This window comes from Rhodobacteraceae bacterium S2214, assembly GCA_025141675.1.
Classification (GTDB): domain Bacteria; phylum Pseudomonadota; class Alphaproteobacteria; order Rhodobacterales; family Rhodobacteraceae; genus Yoonia.
This window is the reverse complement of record CP081161.1, coordinates 57,603-74,745: the sequence shown is the minus strand read 5'-3', so window position 1 is coordinate 74,745 and position 17,143 is coordinate 57,603. Positions and strand designations below refer to the sequence as shown.

Below are 17,143 nucleotides of genomic sequence, written 5' to 3'. Positions count from 1 at the left end.
AAAGCCGCCAGCGTAAATCAGATCTTCGTTGTTGCCGCGGAACGTGCCGATAACTTTGTCATAGATTATGCCACCGCTTTTGATCGGCACGACCCGAATCTGTTGCGACGTCTTGTGCAGGAATAGAGCCGGACAGAATTGCTGCGGCGGCGATTAGGTTGATTGTCGTGAGCTCCTTTTAGGTTTTCGTCAAAAACTATCTGGGCACTGCTCCTTCAGTTTTTGTACCTCGTGGTTCACCATTCAAACTGCTTCGGTTTGGCTCTGAAATCAGATGTGTTTCGACGCCAAACGCCTTGAAAATGGCAGTAGCATCTAAGAGATAGCTGCAATTGTGCCCTTTTGTGAGGCCGGTTCAGCGGTGTCACGTTCACGCTGAATCGGCTTGCAAAAAAGGCGTCCGCGACGGCTTCGGGCAGGGCATCATTACCTGTTCAGATAAATTAAATGAACGCTTGTTCAAAAAACCATTTGACGGATCGCAGGTGGTCGGCACAGTATCAAACCTAAGCAATGGATCGCGGGGAGGCGATTCAATGTGGGGGAGGAAAATCAATGGCGACAGGGCAACCCCTTGCGGGTCCAACGTCCATACCAGCACTATTGGCGCGCAATGTTGAACAGCATGGTGCCAAGGCTGCGTATCGCGAAAAAGAATTTGGGATTTGGCAAAGCTGGACTTGGGCCGAAGCCGCAGCAGAGATCGATGCGCTCGCGCTTGGTCTGCTGTCGCTAGGGGCCAATGTTGGTGACCACGTTGCCATTGTTGGTCGCAATCGGCCCGCGCTGTATTGGGCGATGGTCGCGGCGCAAAAGGCGGGTTGCGTGCCTGTGCCGATGTATCAGGACGCGGCTGCTGAAGAGGTCGCCTATGCGATGGATCACTGCGGTGCGCGCTTCGCGATTGTGGGTGATCAGGAACAGGTTGATAAGCTGGAAGACGTCCGCGATCAGCTGACCGGACTGGACCACGTGATCTATTTGGACGGTCGCGGTCTGCGTAAATACGATCACTCTGCCATGACATCCTATGCCGATGTGCAGGCCGCTGGACGTGCGTCAAATCTGGAAACGGTGATGGCGGAACGAACCGCGGCGTTGAATTACAACAGCACCTGCGTGATGCTTTACACATCAGGTACGACCGGGCGCCCCAAGGGCGTTGTGCTGTCGAACCGCAATGTGATCGAGACATCCCGCAATTCGTCCGAGTTCGATCATCTGCAAGCTGGCGATGAAGTTTTGGCTTATTTGCCAATGGCTTGGGTCGGTGATTTTATCTTTTCCATTGGGCAGGCGATGTGGACCGGGTTCTGTGTAAACTGTCCGGAAAGCCCCGATACGATGCAGTTCGATCTGCGCGAAATCGGACCGACCTACTATTTTGCGCCGCCGCGCGTGTTTGAAACGCAGCTGACCAACGTCATGATCCGGATGGAAGACGCGGGTCGTTTTAAGAAATGGCTGTTCGACAAATACATGGCTGTTGGCCGTCGGATTGGGCCGCGCCTTTTGGATGGCGAAGACGTCAGTTTTGGTGATCGGTTGCAGTATAAGCTGGCCGATTTGCTGGTGATCGGACCACTGAAGAACACACTTGGGCTTAGCCGCGTGCGGGTTGGATATACCGCTGGTGAAGCAATTGGACCCGAAATTTTCGATTTTTATCGGGCCTTGGGGATCAACCTGAAACAACTTTACGGTCAGACGGAAGCGACTGTTTTCATTACACAACAGCCTGATGGCGAGGTGCGGTCTGATACCGTTGGCGTCCCAAGTCCGGGTGTTGAACTGAAGATCGCGGACAATGGAGAAGTGTTCTATCGGTCGCCGGGTGTCTTTGTGGAATACTATAAAAACGCGGACAGCACCGCGTCTACGAAAGACGCGGAAGGCTGGGTGGCGACGGGTGATGCGGGCTTTATCGAGGAAAAGTCTGGCCATCTGCGGATCATCGACCGCGCAAAAGATGTGGGCAAAATGGCGGATGGATCGCTGTTTGCGCCGAAATACGTGGAAAACAAGCTCAAGTTTTTCCCGAATATCCTTGAGGCTGTTGTCTTTGGCGCGGATCGGGATCGCTGCACCGCGTTCATCAATATTGATCTGACTGCGGTAGGCAATTGGGCGGAACGCAACAACATAGCCTATTCGTCGTACCAAGAATTATCGCAGCATCCTCAGGTGCTTGATACGATTGCAGAGCATGTGGCGGAGGTGAATGCATCGGTTGCAGCGGATCCAATGTTGGCGGGTTGCCAAGTGCATCGGTTCCTTGTTCTGCACAAGGAATTGGACGCAGATGACGGGGAGATGACCCGCACGCGCAAAGTGCGTCGCCGGATCGTGGAAGAGAAATTCAGCGATCTGATTGCGGCACTTTATGACGGAAAATCAGAGATTTATACTGAAACGGAAGTCACTTACGAAGATGGCCGCAAGGGTAAAATCACCGCCACTTTGGATATACGTGACGCCATTGTAGCACCTGCCGTGAAGGTTGCGGCGGAATGATGGTGCGACGCTTTTGCTGCGCAATGCGCCCCGCCCACCATCCCATGCCACACGAAGGAGACGCGTTATGCTAGATGAAGGATACGTCACCGCGGACGGGCGTCAAATTGGCGGCGTCATGATGGATATGCGTGGCATTACCCTGCGATTTGGCGGTGTCGAGGCGATCAAGAATATCTCGTTTGATATTCGCGAAGGCGAAATTCGCGCGATTATTGGGCCGAATGGTGCTGGCAAGTCGTCGATGCTGAACGTGATTTCCGGTTTCTATAACCCGCAAGAGGGCGAGGTTTGGTTTCATGGCAGCAAACGCCCGCCGATGAAGCCGTTTCAGGTCGCCCGTCAGGGGATTGCGCGCACGTTTCAGAACATTGCTTTGTTCGAAGGGATGTCCGTGCTCGATAACGTCATGACGGGTCGTTTGACGAATATGAAAGCCGGAATGCTCGCCCAAGCGATCTGGAAGGGTAAGGCGGAACGCGAAGAGACGGCGAACCGTGAAGTCGTTGAGAAGATTATCGATTTCCTTGAAATTCAGGCGATCCGGAAGACCCCTGTGGGGCGTTTGCCTTACGGTTTGAAGAAGCGGGTTGAACTGGCGCGTGCGCTTGCCGCCGAGCCGAAGTTGCTGCTTTTGGATGAACCGATGGCGGGCATGAACGTCGAGGAAAAAGAGGACATGTCCCGCTTTATCCTTGATGTGAACGATGAATTTGGCACCACAATTGCCCTGATCGAACACGATATGGGCGTGGTTATGGACCTGTCCGACCGCGTGGTCGTGATGGATTATGGTCGCAAGATTGGCGACGGCACGCCGGATGAAGTCCGCAATAATCAAGAAGTGATTGATGCATATTTGGGGGTCGCTCATGACTGATTTGGCACTTGTGACCCGCGTGCACAATGCGTGCACAACCCGTGCACCGCAATTCCGGGAGATAACCCATGTCAGCTGATTTTCTGTACGGAATTGAGGTGGTCATCAACGGCCTGATGGCGGGGGTTTTGTATGCCCTTGTTGCCCTAGGCTTTGTCTTGATCTTCAAGGCGTCCGGCATTTTCAATTACGCCCAAGGTGTGATGGCGCTGTTCGCGGCTTTGACCCTTGTTGGTGTCATGGAAGGGCAGGTGCCCTTTGCCCATATGATCAACGCGATCTTTGGCACTGAAATCCACCATTTCGGCTGGGAGGTGCCCGCGCTTTTGGCGATTTTCGTGACCTTATTGGTGATGATATTGTTTGCGTGGCTCGTGCAGCAGTTCGTGTTTCGCCATCTTGTGGGCCAAGAACCGATTATTCTGTTTATGGCGACGATCGGGCTTGCCTATTTCCTTGAAGGTGTGGGCGATCTGATGTGGGGATCTGAGATCAAGACGATTGCCTTGGGCCTGCCGCAGGGTGGATCGCGTGTGGTCGAAGATTTCACTGCCAGCCTTGGTGGCGACGATTTCTACGGGTTCTTTATCGACAAGTTGGACATGGTCGCCACGGTTGTCGCGATCATCTTGGTCGCTGCGTTGATTGGCTTTGCCCAATACACCAAGCAGGGCCGCGCGATGCGTGCTGTGGCGGATGATCACCAAGCCGCGTTGAGCGTTGGGATTTCGCTGAACTTCATCTGGGTGCTCGTGTGGTCTTTGGCGGGGCTTGTCGCCTTGGTCGCAGGGGTCATGTGGGGCGCGAAATCGGGTGTACAGTTTTCGCTGTCGTTGATTGCGCTGAAGGCGTTGCCGGTGCTGATGCTGGGTGGCTTTACGTCGATCCCCGGTGCCATTGTTGGCGGGTTGATCATCGGTGTGGGTGAAAAACTGTTCGAATATATGATTGGTCCGATGGTGGGCGGTGCGACTGAAAACTGGTTCGCCTATGTGCTGGCGTTAATCTTCTTGGTGTTCCGACCGCAGGGTCTATTCGGGGAGAAAATCATTGAACGTGTTTGATGTGACTGACCCGCAAATTGAGTTGTTAGGGCGCAATAAAGGAGGCTGTCATGCTGTATCGTGAGGCCGGTGATTTTTCGACGTCCTATCCTGAGGATAGCCAGACGTTCCCGATTAAATTCGACCGTTATCGCTATTGGGCTGTGTTGGCCGTTGCGTTTTTGGTCATCCCGTTTGTGATCAATGATTACTGGGCGTCGTCGCTTTTGGTGCCGTTCCTGATCTATGCGATTGCTGCGATTGGCCTGAATATTCTGACCGGATATTGCGGTCAGGTGTCGTTGGGCACGGGTGGTTTCATGGCTGTGGGGGCCTACGCCTGCTACAAGTTGATGACTGCCTTTCCTGATGTGAATATCGTGTTTCATATCGTGATTGCCGGCGGGATCACGGCGGCTGTTGGTGCTGCCTTTGGTCTGCCAAGCCTGCGCATCAAAGGGTTTTACCTTGCCGTGGCGACACTGGCCGCGCAGTTTTTCCTCGTTTGGCTGTTTAATAAGGTGGCGTGGTTCTACAATTACTCCGCATCCGGCCAGATCAACGCGCCAGAGCGGTTTGTGTTCGGACAGGCCGTGACGGGCCCGAATTCAACGGCAATGTCCCAATATATGATCTGTCTGGTGTTTGTGACCGTCTGTGCGATCATCGCCCGCAACCTGACCCGCGGCACATTGGGCCGGTCATGGATGGCGATCCGCGACATGGATATCGCCGCAGAGATCATCGGGGTGAACCCGCTGAAAGCGAAACTGACGGCCTTTGCTGTATCGTCGTTTTTCATCGGCATCTCGGGGGCGCTGTTCTTTGCGGTCTATCTGGGCGCGGTTGAGGTGGGCGAGGCGTTCGGCATCCAGAAATCCTTCCTTGTCTTGTTCATGATCATCATCGGCGGGCTTGGATCGATCTTTGGCAGCTTTGCGGGGGCCGCGTTCCTTGTGCTGTTGCCCGTCGCCCTTAAGGTGTTGGGCGTGGATGTTCTAGGTTGGCCGACTGATCTGGTGGCGCATCTGCAGCTTGTGATCGTGGGCGGTCTGATCATGTTCTTTTTGATCAAGGAACCGCACGGGTTGGCCCAACTTTGGCGGCTGGCAAAAGAGAAATTACGGCTCTGGCCGTTTCCATATTGACCCGAGGCGGGGACCAACCCGCCCGGACGCCGGACACACCGGCACCCACATAATCGGTATAACCAATGGGAGGAAATTTCCGATGACACTAAAGGCATTAGCAGCCATGGCCCTTGCGGGTACGATGGCAGCAGGACCGGCGCTGGCCGATCTTGTGATCCCCGACCTGAGCTATCGCACCGGCCCTTACGCGGCTGGCGGTACACCGTTTTCGGACGGCTATCAGGACTATTTCAACCTGCTGAACGCACGCGATGGCGGGATCGGCGGCGAGCCTGTCCGCATCATTGAATGCGAAACAGGTTATAACACCGAAAAGGGTGTGGAGTGTTACGAGAGCACCAAAGGTGAAGGCGCGCTGATCTATCAACCGCTGTCCACCGGCATCACCTACCAGTTGATCCCGAAAGCAACGGCGGATGGTATCCCGATCCACACGATGGGGTACGGCCGTACGTCGGCTGCGAACGGTGAGGTGTTCAACTGGGTGTTCAACTATCCTGCGAACTACTGGGACGCGGCGTCGGTTGCGGTGAACTACCTGCTTGATGAAAACGGTGGATCGCTGGATGGCAAGTCCATCGCGCTGGTTTACCACAACTCTGCTTACGGCAAGGAGCCGATCCGCACGCTGGAAGAACTGTCAGCGATGCACGGGTTTGATTTGACGCAGATCGCCGTTGATCACCCCGGTCAGGAACAGAAATCGCAGTGGCTGCAAATCCGCCGCGAACGTCCTGACTATGTCCTGATGTGGGGCTGGGGCGTGATGAACCAAGTGGCCGTGCAGGAAGCTGCGAACATCGGGTTCCCGATGGAGAACTTTATCGGCAACTGGTGGGCTGGTGCCGAGCATGACGTAGGTCCTGCAGGTGATGCGGCCAATGGCTACAAATCACTGAACATGAACCCGATCCGCAACTATCCTGTTCTGGATGAAATCCGCGCGATGGTAGTCGATGCGGGCAATGCTGCCGGTGACGGGTCCAACGTAGGTTCTGTGCTGTATGTACGCGGGATGTACGCCGCGATGCTGGCATCTGAGGCGATTGCCACAGCGCAGGAAATTCACGGTGTGGCTGACGTAAGCGCCGCAATGGTCCGCGACGGCATGGAAGCGCTAGATATCACAGCGGCCCGCATGGCCGAACTGGGCATGGAAGGCATCGGACCGGAATTTGCTGTGTCCTGTCAGGACCACGGTGGGTCGGGCCTTGGTATCGTGCAGCAGTGGAATGCGTCGACAGGCACATTCGATCCGCTGACCGATTTCATCGCTCCTGATGATTCCGTAATCGCGCCACTGGTGGCTGAGGATTCAGCTGCATTTGCCGCTGAAAACAACATCGAGGCTGGTTGTCTCTAAAACATGTCGGGCGGCCCGATTGGGTCGCCCGATTTCCACGAATTTTTGGCAAGACAATATGAAAGTTGCTCCATGCTAGATGACACCGCGCAGACCGAGACGTTGCTTGAGGTCAACAACATCGAAGTGATCTATAATCACGTGATCCTTGTGCTCAAGGGCGTGTCGCTGTCCGTTCCGAAAGGTGGGATCACCGCGCTTTTGGGCGGCAACGGCGCTGGTAAAACGACGACGCTGAAAGCGATTTCGAACCTGCTGCATTCCGAACGCGGCGAGGTCACAAAAGGGTCGATCAACTATCGCGGGGATCGGGTTCAAGACCTGTCGCCGTCTGATCTTGTGAAACGCGGCGTGATCCAGGTCATGGAAGGCCGCCATTGTTTTGAACATCTGACCATCGAGGAAAACCTGATGACCGGCGCTTATACGCGCGGCGACGGGTCCGGTGCCGTGAGCGCTGATCTTGAGATGGTTTATGATTATTTCCCGCGGCTGCGCGAGCGCCGAAAATCGCAGGCTGGCTATACGTCGGGCGGTGAACAACAGATGTGTGCGATTGGTCGCGCCCTGATGTCACGCCCTGAAACGATCCTGCTGGATGAACCGTCTATGGGTCTTGCCCCGCAGTTGGTCGAAGAAATCTTTACCATCGTGAAGAATCTGAACGAAAAGGAAGGCGTGTCTTTCCTGCTGGCCGAACAGAACACCAACGTCGCCCTGCGTTTTGCCCATCATGGGTATATTCTGGAAAGCGGACGTGTCGTGATGGAAGGCCCCGCTGCTGAGTTGCGCGAAAACCCCGATGTGAAGGAATTCTATCTGGGTATGTCCGATGATGGCCGCAAATCGTTCCGTGACGTGCGCAGCTACCGCCGTCGTAAGCGTTGGCTCGCCTAAATTTCAACCGATATCGTATAACAACACCATGATGCCCTAGTCTTTGACTGTGCTGACCGCCAGAGTGAACAAAAGACTGGGCGGCAGGACAGGAGAGAAGATGACTCATTTTGACGACCTTGAAACACGTAGCGCAGATGCCCGTGAAGCGGATCAAACCGCTGCGTTAAACGCACAGATTGCACGTGTTGGTGGCATGGATCAGGTCACGTCATTGGCTGATTTGGCCAAACTGCCTGTGCTGCGCAAATCGGACCTGAGTGCCCGTCAAAAAGAACAGCCGCCGTTTGGCGGCATGATCGCCACGAACCTGAGCCATGTTTTTCAATCCCCCGGTCCGATCTATGAACCGGGCGGGTCTGCGCATGATTGGTGGCGTTTTGGGCGTTTTCTGGCTGCCTGCGGGATCGATGCCGATGATATCATCCAGAACTGTTTTAGCTATCACCTGACCCCTGCTGGCACGATGTTTGAAAACGGCGCGCGGGCTGTAGGGGCTGTTGTGCTGCCTGCGGGGACTGGCCAGACTGAACTGCAAGCGCAGGCGGCCCACGATATTGGCTGTACCGCCTACGCTGGTACGCCGGACTATCTGAAGATTATCCTCGAAAAAGCAGACGGGATGGGTCTGCCGTTAAAAATCACGAAGGCTGCCGTGTCTGGCGGTGCATTGTTCCCGTCGTTGCGCGATTTCTACGCGGATCGCGGTATCACCTGTTTGCAATGCTACGCGACCGCTGATCTGGGCCACATCGCCTATGAAACTACCGTTGGTGAAGGCATGATCGTAGACGAAGGCGTGATCGTCGAAATCGTCACCCCCGGTACGGGCGATCCGGTAGCGGAAGGTGAAGTCGGCGAAGTTGTTGTCACGTCCCTGAACCCCGATTATCCGCTGATCCGTTTTGCAACAGGCGATTTGTCTGCTGTGATGGCGGGGCAGAGCCCCTGTGGTCGCACCAATATGCGGATCAAAGGCTGGATGGGTCGCGCTGACCAAACAACCAAGATCAAAGGCATGTTTGTGCGGCCCGAACAGGTCGCGGCCTTAGTCGCAAAGCATGACGGTATGACCCGTGCGCGGGTGATTGCGGATCGTGCAGGCGAGACGGATGTCATGTCCGTGCAATGCGAAGGTGCTAATCTTGACGCCGCAGCCATCGCCGCCAGCCTACCTGCTATTTTGAAACTAAACGGTGACGTCGCGGTTGTTGCTGACAATACGATCCCGCGCGACGGGGTCGTTATCGAAGATCGTAGAACCTACGACACATAACAAAACGGAGGTGCCCTGATGCGCCGGATTATCCTGACTACTGCCATTGCCCTTTGGGGTAGCACGACGCTCGCTGACGATCAGGCGCTTTTGCTAGGGGTGGATCGATACGCGACCCTTGATCGGGTCAGTGGTGCTGCGGATGTCGCGGATGCGGCCGATGCGTTGCAGGCTGTCGGGTTCAATGTGCAGACGCAGGTTAACGGCGTCGGTCGTGACATGACCCGAAGGTTGACGGGATTTGTGTCGGGGATTGATGGCGCTGACAGGCTGGTTGTCGGGATGTCGGGTGCGTTTGTCACCGATGGTGATCGCAGCTGGCTGCTGCCCGTTGATGCCAGCGATCCGGTTTTGTTTAACCTCGCGGGTGCTGTTTCTGTGGAAAGCATACTGCAGGTTTTGGCCGCCACACCGGGGCAGGCGGTGCTGGTATTGGGCACGGATCAGTCTGCGAATGATCGCTACGGTCCATATTTGCGCGACGGGATCGGGACGCTGACGGTGCCAAATGGGGTGACGGTGGTGACGGGAACCACAGGGGCGGCGTCCGATCTGTTGCAAGAAATGGCCGAGCCGGGTGCGGATGTGTTGGCGCTTGTGCGTGCGAACAATCGGTTGTCTGCACAGGGTTATACGCCTGCGTCGTTGGTGCTGGTCGCGGATGATGTGACCCCAGTTGCGGTGCCTGATGCGCCAGAGCCGACTGATGATGAACGCGCGGCGGAAACCGCGTTGTGGGAAGGCGCGCAAGCGCTGGATACCGCAGATGCGTACCGCAATTACCTGACGCGTTATCCTGACGGGACCTATGTAGAACAGGCTAATGCCCTGATCTTAGAGATTAACACAGAACCCAATCGCGCCGCGCGGCTGGCAGAAGAAGCGCTATCGCTGTCACGCGATGCGCGGCGTGATATCCAGCGTGACCTGACAATCTTGAACTTCGATCCGCGTGGGATCGATGGTATATTTGGCCCTGGATCGCGGTCTGCCGTCACGAATTGGCAGCAGCAAAACGGTTTCTCGCAGACGAGTTATCTGACGACCGAACAGATTAACCAGCTTGATGCGCAAGCAGCACGTCGCGCGGCTGAGCTTGAGGCTGAAGCAGAACGCGCCCGCGCCGAAAAGGAACGGCTTGATCGTGCGTTTTGGGCTGAAACGGGCGCGCAAGGCGATGAACCGGGGCTGCGGGCCTATCTGGAACGGTTCCCAGACGGGTCATTTGCCGCGCAAGCGACTGAACAGCTTGGCGAGATTGAAGCAGCTAAACGCCAAGCCGCTGCTGCCGAAGACAAGGCCGCTTGGGACACCGCGACCGAAACCAATACGCAAGCGGCTTACCAGACCTACCTGCAATTGTTCCCTGCCGGATCGTTTGTTGCAGAAGCCGAAGCGCGAATTGCTGCGTTGAATGCGCCTGAGCCGTCGGATGATGCCGCAATTGCAGCAGAAAACGCATTGGGCTTGGACGGCATCACCCTGCGTTTGATCGAGGCGCGTCTGGCGCAGCTTGGTTTGGAACCGGGATCCGTTGACGGCGGTTTGGACGAAGACACACGTCGTGCGATCCGCAATTTCCAAGAAGATCGTGATTTGGATATCACCGGATTTATCAACGAACAGACGATCGTTCGTCTTTTGGCTGACGGTTTCCAAGCGCTTGGGCAGAATTGATAAAGGTCGACAATATTGCTGATGTTGCAGGCTGCGACGACGTCTTGGTCGATCTGCTGATGACCACATGGCCCGCGTATTACGGCGCGGGCGGTTTGGGGGATGCGGCCCAGACTATCGCGCAGAGGCGTCAACATCGGTCGGGCGGCGCGGCTTTGTTGAACGGTCAAATTGTCGGAACTGTCGCGCTATCTGAAACATCGTTTGGTGCGCAGTTTGGCGACGAAGGTATTTGGCTGATCGGCCTGTGTGTCACGCCCGCTGCACGGCAAATGGGCGCTGGCACCGCGTTGGTGCGCTGGGCAATGGCGCAAGCGGATGCGCCACTTTTCACGACAACGCAAAACGCCGCAGGATTACTGCGGCGTTTAGGGTGGACCGATCTGCGCGAGGTCACTGATGACAGCGGTCGATGGTCGGTTTTTGAAGCCCCACCCAAGACGGGTGAGGCCTAGAAATTAACGCGCTGCGGTGTAACGTTCGAAGACCATCCGCACGTCGCCTGTCATGCCTTCTTCCAATTGACGCACGCCAACTAGATATGTGCCTGCATTGACCCGCGCGGCGATCAAGCTGTCGTAGCCTTCGCCGTAATCGTCGTTCTGGCCAACTTTGCGACCAAGGTCATCGTAGGCTACCAACCATGGGTCGCCTTCGCTACCAACGGACACGGCTTCGATCAGCATCAGGCCAGCCTCTGGCATATCCACGGTAAACCACGTCATTTCGCCAGTTGTGGACACGTCTTGGCGCAAACGATTGTCCAAGCTGCCGAGTGCGGTAAACGGGATGGACCCGTCAAGCGGAGGTGCAACATCGCCGCTTGCATATAGCGCAAGCTGGGCTGCCACTGGATCGTATTCGATAACGCCGACTGTGATTGGCAAATCGTTGCTGTCCAGAGCACCGATTTCGATGCAGTAATCACCTGCAGCAAGAGCGTCGATGTATTCGAGCCGCGAATTCAAGCCATCGAAATCATCGTTGTCGTTGATGTAGTTCCCGTCGGCATCCAGCAGGGTCATGGTTGGATCGGCTTCTTCATTTTCCGCCGTCATGGTGAGGGCTGTGTCTTCCGACAGGCTAAAGCTCCAGTAGGCATTTTCGGCCACCGATGCGGTGCCGAACAACCCGTCCGCCAGTGACCCTTCCAAAGGACGCGCGTCAGCGCAGCTGCCTGTCGCGACGTTGGTGTCTGTGTCGGTGTCCGCATCAGGAACCACGACGGCTGCCCCTGCGGTCAGCGCTTCTTGTTCTGACCGGCCGACGCGGACAAAGGCCGTCAATGGCGCGCCATCGTAGCTTTTTACCGCGACGCAATATGTGCCCGCATCAAGCTGCGTTTCCGCGCGCGCCGCGCCATTGCCGCCGCTATCATCGTCGGACAGGATGATGCTGCCCGTGCTGTCGAGCAATTCAAGCAACGGATCGCCCGCGCCACGACCCTGTGCTTCAACCCGGACATCGGTGGTGCCGGACAGGGTAAACAGTGAAACGTAGGCATTGCCGCCCAGCACCAACGCCATCTGTTCTTGATGGGAAGACGCTGTTGTCATGTCCGATGATGCTTCGCTTCCGCCGATCCATTGCCCGTCGCCGAGACCACACACATCTTGGGCGAATGCAGGGGAAGCGACGGCAAGTGTCGCTGCTGCCAACGCAATCGAAGGTAAATGGGATGTCTTCATCGAACGGATCCTTACATTATTTTTGGTCGTGATGCGTGATCCTAGGCTTAGGGCAGGTCATCTGGCCAGTGCCTAGCGCACAAAGGTAAGGAAATCCGGATATTTGAGAGCCAATATTGTCAGAAATACACGCAAACTTTGAATGAAAGTATCATTCTTGCGGTCGCAAACAAAAAGGGCCGCTTCAAATGAAGCGACCCTTTTCGAATGCTATTGCAGCGGTTTAACGCAGGATTAACCCTGACGTGCTTTAAACCGACGCTGCGTCTTGTTGATCACGTAAACGCGGCCCTTACGGCGCACAATGCGGCAATCGCGATGACGATTTTTCAGCGAGCGGAGGGAGTTACGTACCTTCATGGCAGAATCCTCTTTCTTTTCGCGGCGCGCGGATTGCGCCTTGGGTTACAGTTATGGCCCGTGAGGACCGAAATTCATGGTGGACGATACTGGGATCGAACCAGTGACCCCTTCGATGTCAACGAAGTGCTCTACCGCTGAGCTAATCATCCATAACCTCAGTGGTTTACTAGCATCTCGTCGCAAAACGAGACGCGGGAAAACCGCGTCGGGTTCCGGTGCTATAAAAGGAGTCGCGAGGGGGATCAAGGGCTTTTGAAAAAACCATTTCGTGGACTAAGTTATAAATCAAAGGAAACTGAATGACAGCACCCCACGCCCCTACGGCATACCATCTTTTTCAGCCGAAAAGCCGGACAACGTCCGTTGTTTTTGCGTCCCCGCATTCCGGTCGGGCCTATCCGGATGCGTTCCTGAAACGCACAATTTTGAACGAACAAGAGGTCCGTTCATCTGAAGATGCCTTTGTAGATCAATTGTTTAGCGCTGTTCCGGAACATGGTGCACCGTTTCTGACGGCCTGCGGGCCCCGTGCGTTTCTGGATTTGAATCGCGGGACAGAAGAACTCGATCCTGCGTTGATCGAAGGTGTGCGCCGTATGTCACACAATCCGCGCGTTGCGTCGGGTTTGGGGGTGATTCCGCGTGTCGTGGCCAATGGCCGCGCGATTTATCGGGGAAAATTGTCGCTGTCAGAGGTGCATCGCCGCCTGACCGAGTATTGGCGACCGTATCACGACCAGCTGCAAACCCTGCTGGATCAGAGTTTGAATACCTTTAACGAAGCGATTCTGATCGATTGCCATTCCATGCCGCACGAAGCGCTTGAAAACGTGGGCCCACCCGGTGCTGCGCGTCCGCACATCGTTCTTGGGGATCGGTTTGGTGCTGCCGCTGCCGGGTCTATCGTCGAAAAAGTCGAAGCTGCATTTTCGCAGGCCGGATTCCGTGTCGCCCGTAACATGCCGTTTGCGGGGGCCTATATTACGCAGCATTACGGGCGGCCGTCGCGCAGGCAACATGCGCTTCAAGTTGAAATTGATCGTGCGTTGTACATGGATGAAAAGACAATGACGCCGCACGCAGGCTACGACGATTTTGTGACCGCTCTGAACGGGGCCATCGCAGATATCGCGGCAATCGGCGCCAGTGAACGCAGATTGGCCGCAGAATAGTCAGCCCCAGCGGATCAATCCGATGATGGCCGACGCGGCATAGAAGAACTGCAGCGCGAAGAACGCCCAACGTTTGTCGAGAAACCCCCAGCCAGCGAACAACAGAGCAGAAATCAGCAACAACGAGAACCCGAGGATTTCGTTGCCGGTGTTCGATGCGATCAACAGCGCATAGGCCATTGCAAGAACGGAACCCGCGATTTCGCAGATTGATATGATGGTATTCTTTTGCATGAAATGTGCCTTTCGCAGCCCCTGATCTTCGGTAGCAGATGCGTGCGAAACTGTCGAAGCGGATTAACGCGCCTGTTTGAAAACCGCGCGGTACGTGGTGAACAGCAGGACTAAGCTGAGGCCGATTTTGGTGATCGGTTCCATTGTCCCGTCGATCAAATAGGCATGCAGCACTGTGGTCAGCACGATGATCACCGCCAGTGTTTTGTGAATACGCTGCCACGTGCGCGGGCGAAGACGTCGCCTGAGAACCGCGAAGGCGGCCGTTGCGAATATCCCCCACATTGCGATGACACCCCATAGTGAAAACGGAGTGGGCGAGGCAAACAGCAGCGCATCGATGACGTCAGGCGGGCTGGTGATCCAAAGCCCCCCGACATGTGCGATGATAGCCGCGACCAATAAAACCCCCATGATCCGGTGCAATTTGCGTTGCGTCATCGGATGAATGGTTGGCAGCGCGCGGGATGCGAGCAGCGTTTGCAGCAAAAGCCCCACCATAGCGGTTATGCCCGCGAACCCGGCGATAATGTAAATCGGGTCACGCCATGCCAGCAGTGGACTGAACCCAGCCGCCGCAATCGGGAGCGTGACCGCGCAGAAAAGCCCGATCCAAAAGGCAACGGTACGGGTCATAAGTGTCTAGGCAGGTGTCAGAACGAAATCGACGTTGAGACTGGTATCCGTCGGCCTTGCCATGACGGGGCGTAGGAACACTGTCTCGAATTCACCGCTGTCGTAGGCCAGATGCCCATGCGCCTGCCCGAAGGCGGGCACGATCTGCGGCATTTCCAAGCGGAACACGCCATCAGCATCGCTAAGGGTCGCACCATGGCTCTGCGGATCGCGTTCATGACCTTCGGTCGTATGGGCCCAGACCTGAATACGTTGGTTGGCTAAAGGCGCACCATCCCCCGCACGGCGCACAGTACCGGTCATCCAAAAACCACCGCCGCCAATTTTATCGACAAGGGGCGCATTGGGCAGGTAGTTGTTCGCACCGCCGCGCATTGTGCGTGTGGCGGACAAGTTTTGCGCAAGGGCGGGCATGGCGAGGCCACTGGCAGCGCCGGCAAGCAGTGTGCGTCGGGTGATCAAAAGCGGGGGCATTGCGATCTCCTTTTTGGGCGGGTCGATCTATAGATATGGCGACTTTACAGAATTTCGAATGTGAAGTGGCCCGATTGGCTGGAATTCGCCTTCACCCTTGCGTGATCTGACCCAATATTCGTCAGTGGTGCGTAGCATATTCCCGCCTGCCGCGCGATTTGGGCGCGACAGGCGATTGGACTCCGCAGAAACGCCGCCTTTAGATCATCGCGCCCTAGTGGTCGGCGAGCGCGCTTTCAAAGAACGGTTCGGGGCTGTCGACCTCGACCAGTTTGTTCCGTTCGACTTGCCAGAACCGATTGCCGACCGCCCGAATGAAGCTGCGGTCGTGGCTGACAAGGAGGCAGGATGCGCCGTGCGCGACCAGTTCATCCTCCAACGCTTCTTGTCCTTCGATATCCAGGTGGTTCGTGGGTTCATCCAGCAGGTAGAAATTTGGATGCGTCAGGCGCAGCACCAACATCGCCAGTCGCGCCTTTTGCCCGCCTGACAGCTTTGCCGCTGGGGCGTCTTGCATCGCGATTGTCATGCCAGCACCGGCTAATTGCCCGCGTGCCCGTTGATCGCCCACATCAAAGCGATGGGTGATATTCTGCAAAGGGCTGAGCGTCAGATCGAGCTGTGATAACGCCTGGTCGGAATAGCCGGTCACGACGCTGGGCGCGTGTTTGATCCCGTTTTCGCTACCACCTAACGCCGCCTGCACCATCCGCACCAATTGCGTTTTGCCGACACCGTTATGACCCAGAACAACGACGCGATCACCGCGCGAGATCCATTTTTGACCTGTCATATACAGATCGCGGTTATCGGGCGTCTTAACTTGGATATTATCGAGCGTGATCAACGCCTTCGCATGTGTGCCGCTATTGCCCAATTTGATATCGCCGGCAGAGCGTTCCTTGTAGGCAGGCCTTGCTGCGGCCTCCATCTTTTCTGCGCGCTCGTTCAGTTGCCGCGTTTTGATCACCAGCAGATCAGAGCCGGAGTTGATGCCAACGTTCTTGAGCTTGGCCGCCTGTTTACGTAGCTGCTGGGCCTGTTTCATCTCGTTAGTAAAGCGGCGTTCATCTGCGGCGTCGGCTTCATCCAACGCATCGCGGGCCTTTGTGTAGGGGAGTGCGAAATCGCGTGATACCTCGCGGCGCAGAAATAGCGTGCGGTTTGTTGTTTCATCCAGAAACGCACGATCATGGCTGGTGATGATCACGGGCACATCGCGGGGAAGGCTGGATAGCCAGTCTTGCAGCAGCCCGATGCGGGACAGATCAAGGTGGTTCGTCGGTTCGTCCAGTAGCAACACGTCGGGTTCAGTCACCCACGCGGCCGCCAGCATTGCGGTCCGTTGCCATCCGCCGGACAATTCACGCAAGGCGGAGTGGTGCAGACCGAACGGGATTTTCAGATCATCGAGCACAACGTCGACGCGCCACCCTTCGAAATCCTGCTGTTCGGGCGCGAGCGCGGACAGCACAAAATCGTAAAGTGACTGGTCCAAACGGTCGTCGGGGACATATTGTGCAACGGCTGCGATTCGGCATCCACGTGCCGTTGTGATGTCGCCGGTGGTTTGTTCCAGTTCGCCTGTCAGGCACGCCAGAAGGGTTGATTTTCCAGTGCCGTTGGCCGCGACAAGCCCCAATCGGTCGCCTTTGGAAAGCGTTAGGTTAAGGTCAGTAAACAGCGGTTCGCCAAGGGTGACGCCAAGGTTGCGTAGATTGATAATGCTCATGAAATTCTCTGGTCTGTTGCGCATAGGCGCGTGGCCCCGAAAG

Annotated in this window: 16 protein-coding genes and 1 tRNA gene; 10 read left to right on the top strand and 7 right to left on the bottom strand. The window is 56.1% G+C overall.

The window, feature by feature from the left end; translation table 11 throughout:
- The first annotated feature begins 555 nt into the window (after nucleotides 1–555).
- From K3729_00340 to K3729_00300, 9 genes are all read left to right on the top strand, one after another.
- Nucleotides 556–2,514 (top strand): AMP-binding protein, encoded by a 1,959-nt coding sequence (locus tag K3729_00340; protein UWQ99288.1) that lies wholly within the window; start codon nucleotides 556–558, stop codon nucleotides 2,512–2,514.
- Between the two features lie 67 nt (nucleotides 2,515–2,581).
- The gene (locus K3729_00335) at nucleotides 2,582–3,394 is read left to right on the top strand and encodes an ABC transporter ATP-binding protein (protein ID UWQ99287.1); all 813 of its coding nucleotides are present in this window, start codon (nucleotides 2,582–2,584) and stop codon (nucleotides 3,392–3,394) included.
- Nucleotides 3,395–3,462: 68 nt separating this feature from the next.
- Entirely contained in the window at nucleotides 3,463–4,458 is a 996-nt protein-coding gene (locus tag K3729_00330; GenBank protein ID UWQ99286.1) for a branched-chain amino acid ABC transporter permease, read from the top strand.
- A gap of 50 nt (nucleotides 4,459–4,508) precedes the next feature.
- Nucleotides 4,509–5,585, top strand: coding sequence for a branched-chain amino acid ABC transporter permease (locus K3729_00325; protein UWQ99285.1), 1,077 nt, complete (start codon nucleotides 4,509–4,511; stop codon nucleotides 5,583–5,585).
- 82 nt (nucleotides 5,586–5,667) lie between these two features.
- Entirely contained in the window at nucleotides 5,668–6,951 is a 1,284-nt protein-coding gene (locus K3729_00320; GenBank protein ID UWQ99284.1) for an ABC transporter substrate-binding protein, read from the top strand.
- A 72-nt stretch (nucleotides 6,952–7,023) separates the two neighbouring features.
- Nucleotides 7,024–7,848: an ABC transporter ATP-binding protein gene (locus tag K3729_00315; protein UWQ99283.1), complete on the top strand. Its 825-nt coding sequence runs from the start codon at nucleotides 7,024–7,026 to the stop codon at nucleotides 7,846–7,848.
- A 100-nt stretch (nucleotides 7,849–7,948) separates the two neighbouring features.
- A complete protein-coding gene (locus K3729_00310; GenBank protein UWQ99282.1) occupies nucleotides 7,949–9,124 on the top strand; it encodes a phenylacetate--CoA ligase family protein in 1,176 nt (391 codons plus the stop codon).
- Between the two features lie 18 nt (nucleotides 9,125–9,142).
- Nucleotides 9,143–10,801 carry a peptidoglycan-binding protein gene (locus K3729_00305; GenBank protein UWQ99281.1) on the top strand — a complete coding sequence of 553 codons (1,659 nt, stop codon included), beginning with the start codon at nucleotides 9,143–9,145 and terminating at the stop codon, nucleotides 10,799–10,801.
- Nucleotides 10,798–11,256 carry a GNAT family N-acetyltransferase gene (locus K3729_00300; GenBank protein UWQ99280.1) on the top strand — a complete coding sequence of 153 codons (459 nt, stop codon included), beginning with the start codon at nucleotides 10,798–10,800 and terminating at the stop codon, nucleotides 11,254–11,256. Before K3729_00305 ends, K3729_00300 begins: the two co-directional genes overlap by 4 nt.
- A 3-nt stretch (nucleotides 11,257–11,259) precedes the next feature.
- Here K3729_00300 and K3729_00295 read toward each other — a convergent pair whose 3' ends face one another.
- The 3 genes from K3729_00295 to K3729_00285 all read right to left on the bottom strand — a co-directional run bounded on the left by K3729_00295 (nucleotide 11,260) and on the right by K3729_00285 (nucleotide 13,001).
- Nucleotides 11,260–12,489, bottom strand: coding sequence for a PPC domain-containing protein (locus K3729_00295; protein UWQ99279.1), 1,230 nt, complete (start codon nucleotides 12,487–12,489; stop codon nucleotides 11,260–11,262).
- 234 nt (nucleotides 12,490–12,723) lie between these two features.
- Entirely contained in the window at nucleotides 12,724–12,849 is a 126-nt protein-coding gene (ykgO, locus tag K3729_00290) for a type B 50S ribosomal protein L36 (GenBank protein ID UWQ99278.1), read from the bottom strand.
- A 77-nt stretch (nucleotides 12,850–12,926) separates the two neighbouring features.
- Nucleotides 12,927–13,001: transfer RNA gene (locus K3729_00285), tRNA-Val, on the bottom strand.
- 150 nt (nucleotides 13,002–13,151) lie between these two features.
- Here K3729_00285 and K3729_00280 point away from each other — a divergent pair.
- Entirely contained in the window at nucleotides 13,152–14,024 is an 873-nt protein-coding gene (locus K3729_00280) for an N-formylglutamate amidohydrolase (GenBank protein ID UWQ99277.1), read from the top strand.
- On the opposite strand, the gene K3729_00275 is transcribed toward K3729_00280, so the two are convergent.
- The 4 genes from K3729_00275 to K3729_00260 form a co-directional block, all read right to left on the bottom strand.
- Entirely contained in the window at nucleotides 14,025–14,258 is a 234-nt protein-coding gene (locus tag K3729_00275; protein UWQ99276.1) for a hypothetical protein, read from the bottom strand.
- Between the two features lie 63 nt (nucleotides 14,259–14,321).
- A complete protein-coding gene (locus K3729_00270) occupies nucleotides 14,322–14,894 on the bottom strand; it encodes a ferric reductase-like transmembrane domain-containing protein (protein UWQ99275.1) in 573 nt (190 codons plus the stop codon).
- A 6-nt stretch (nucleotides 14,895–14,900) separates the two neighbouring features.
- Nucleotides 14,901–15,368: a twin-arginine translocation pathway signal gene (locus K3729_00265; protein UWQ99274.1), complete on the bottom strand. Its 468-nt coding sequence runs from the start codon at nucleotides 15,366–15,368 to the stop codon at nucleotides 14,901–14,903.
- Between the two features lie 214 nt (nucleotides 15,369–15,582).
- Nucleotides 15,583–17,100, bottom strand: a complete 1,518-nt coding sequence (locus K3729_00260) for an ATP-binding cassette domain-containing protein (GenBank protein ID UWQ99273.1) — start codon at nucleotides 17,098–17,100, stop codon at nucleotides 15,583–15,585.
- Nucleotides 17,101–17,143 lie beyond the last annotated feature (43 nt).

Bases quoted from the DNA above. Each gene is read 5' to 3' on its own strand.
- K3729_00315 (UWQ99283.1), top strand. From the start codon at position 7,024: ATGCTAGATGACACCGCGCAGACCGAGACGTTGCTTGAGGTCAACAAC.
- K3729_00275 (UWQ99276.1), bottom strand. From the start codon at position 14,258: ATGCAAAAGAATACCATCATATCAATCTGCGAAATCGCGGGTTCCGTT.
- K3729_00305 (UWQ99281.1), top strand. From the start codon at position 9,143: ATGCGCCGGATTATCCTGACTACTGCCATTGCCCTTTGGGGTAGCACG.
- K3729_00330 (UWQ99286.1), top strand. From the start codon at position 3,463: ATGTCAGCTGATTTTCTGTACGGAATTGAGGTGGTCATCAACGGCCTG.
- K3729_00295 (UWQ99279.1), bottom strand. From the start codon at position 12,489: ATGAAGACATCCCATTTACCTTCGATTGCGTTGGCAGCAGCGACACTT.
- K3729_00270 (UWQ99275.1), bottom strand. From the start codon at position 14,894: ATGACCCGTACCGTTGCCTTTTGGATCGGGCTTTTCTGCGCGGTCACG.
- K3729_00310 (UWQ99282.1), top strand. From the start codon at position 7,949: ATGACTCATTTTGACGACCTTGAAACACGTAGCGCAGATGCCCGTGAA.
- K3729_00265 (UWQ99274.1), bottom strand. From the start codon at position 15,368: ATGCCCCCGCTTTTGATCACCCGACGCACACTGCTTGCCGGCGCTGCC.
- K3729_00280 (UWQ99277.1), top strand. From the start codon at position 13,152: ATGACAGCACCCCACGCCCCTACGGCATACCATCTTTTTCAGCCGAAA.
- K3729_00260 (UWQ99273.1), bottom strand. From the start codon at position 17,100: ATGAGCATTATCAATCTACGCAACCTTGGCGTCACCCTTGGCGAACCG.
- ykgO (UWQ99278.1), bottom strand. From the start codon at position 12,849: ATGAAGGTACGTAACTCCCTCCGCTCGCTGAAAAATCGTCATCGCGAT.
- K3729_00340 (UWQ99288.1), top strand. From the start codon at position 556: ATGGCGACAGGGCAACCCCTTGCGGGTCCAACGTCCATACCAGCACTA.
- K3729_00320 (UWQ99284.1), top strand. From the start codon at position 5,668: ATGACACTAAAGGCATTAGCAGCCATGGCCCTTGCGGGTACGATGGCA.
- K3729_00325 (UWQ99285.1), top strand. From the start codon at position 4,509: ATGCTGTATCGTGAGGCCGGTGATTTTTCGACGTCCTATCCTGAGGAT.
- K3729_00335 (UWQ99287.1), top strand. From the start codon at position 2,582: ATGCTAGATGAAGGATACGTCACCGCGGACGGGCGTCAAATTGGCGGC.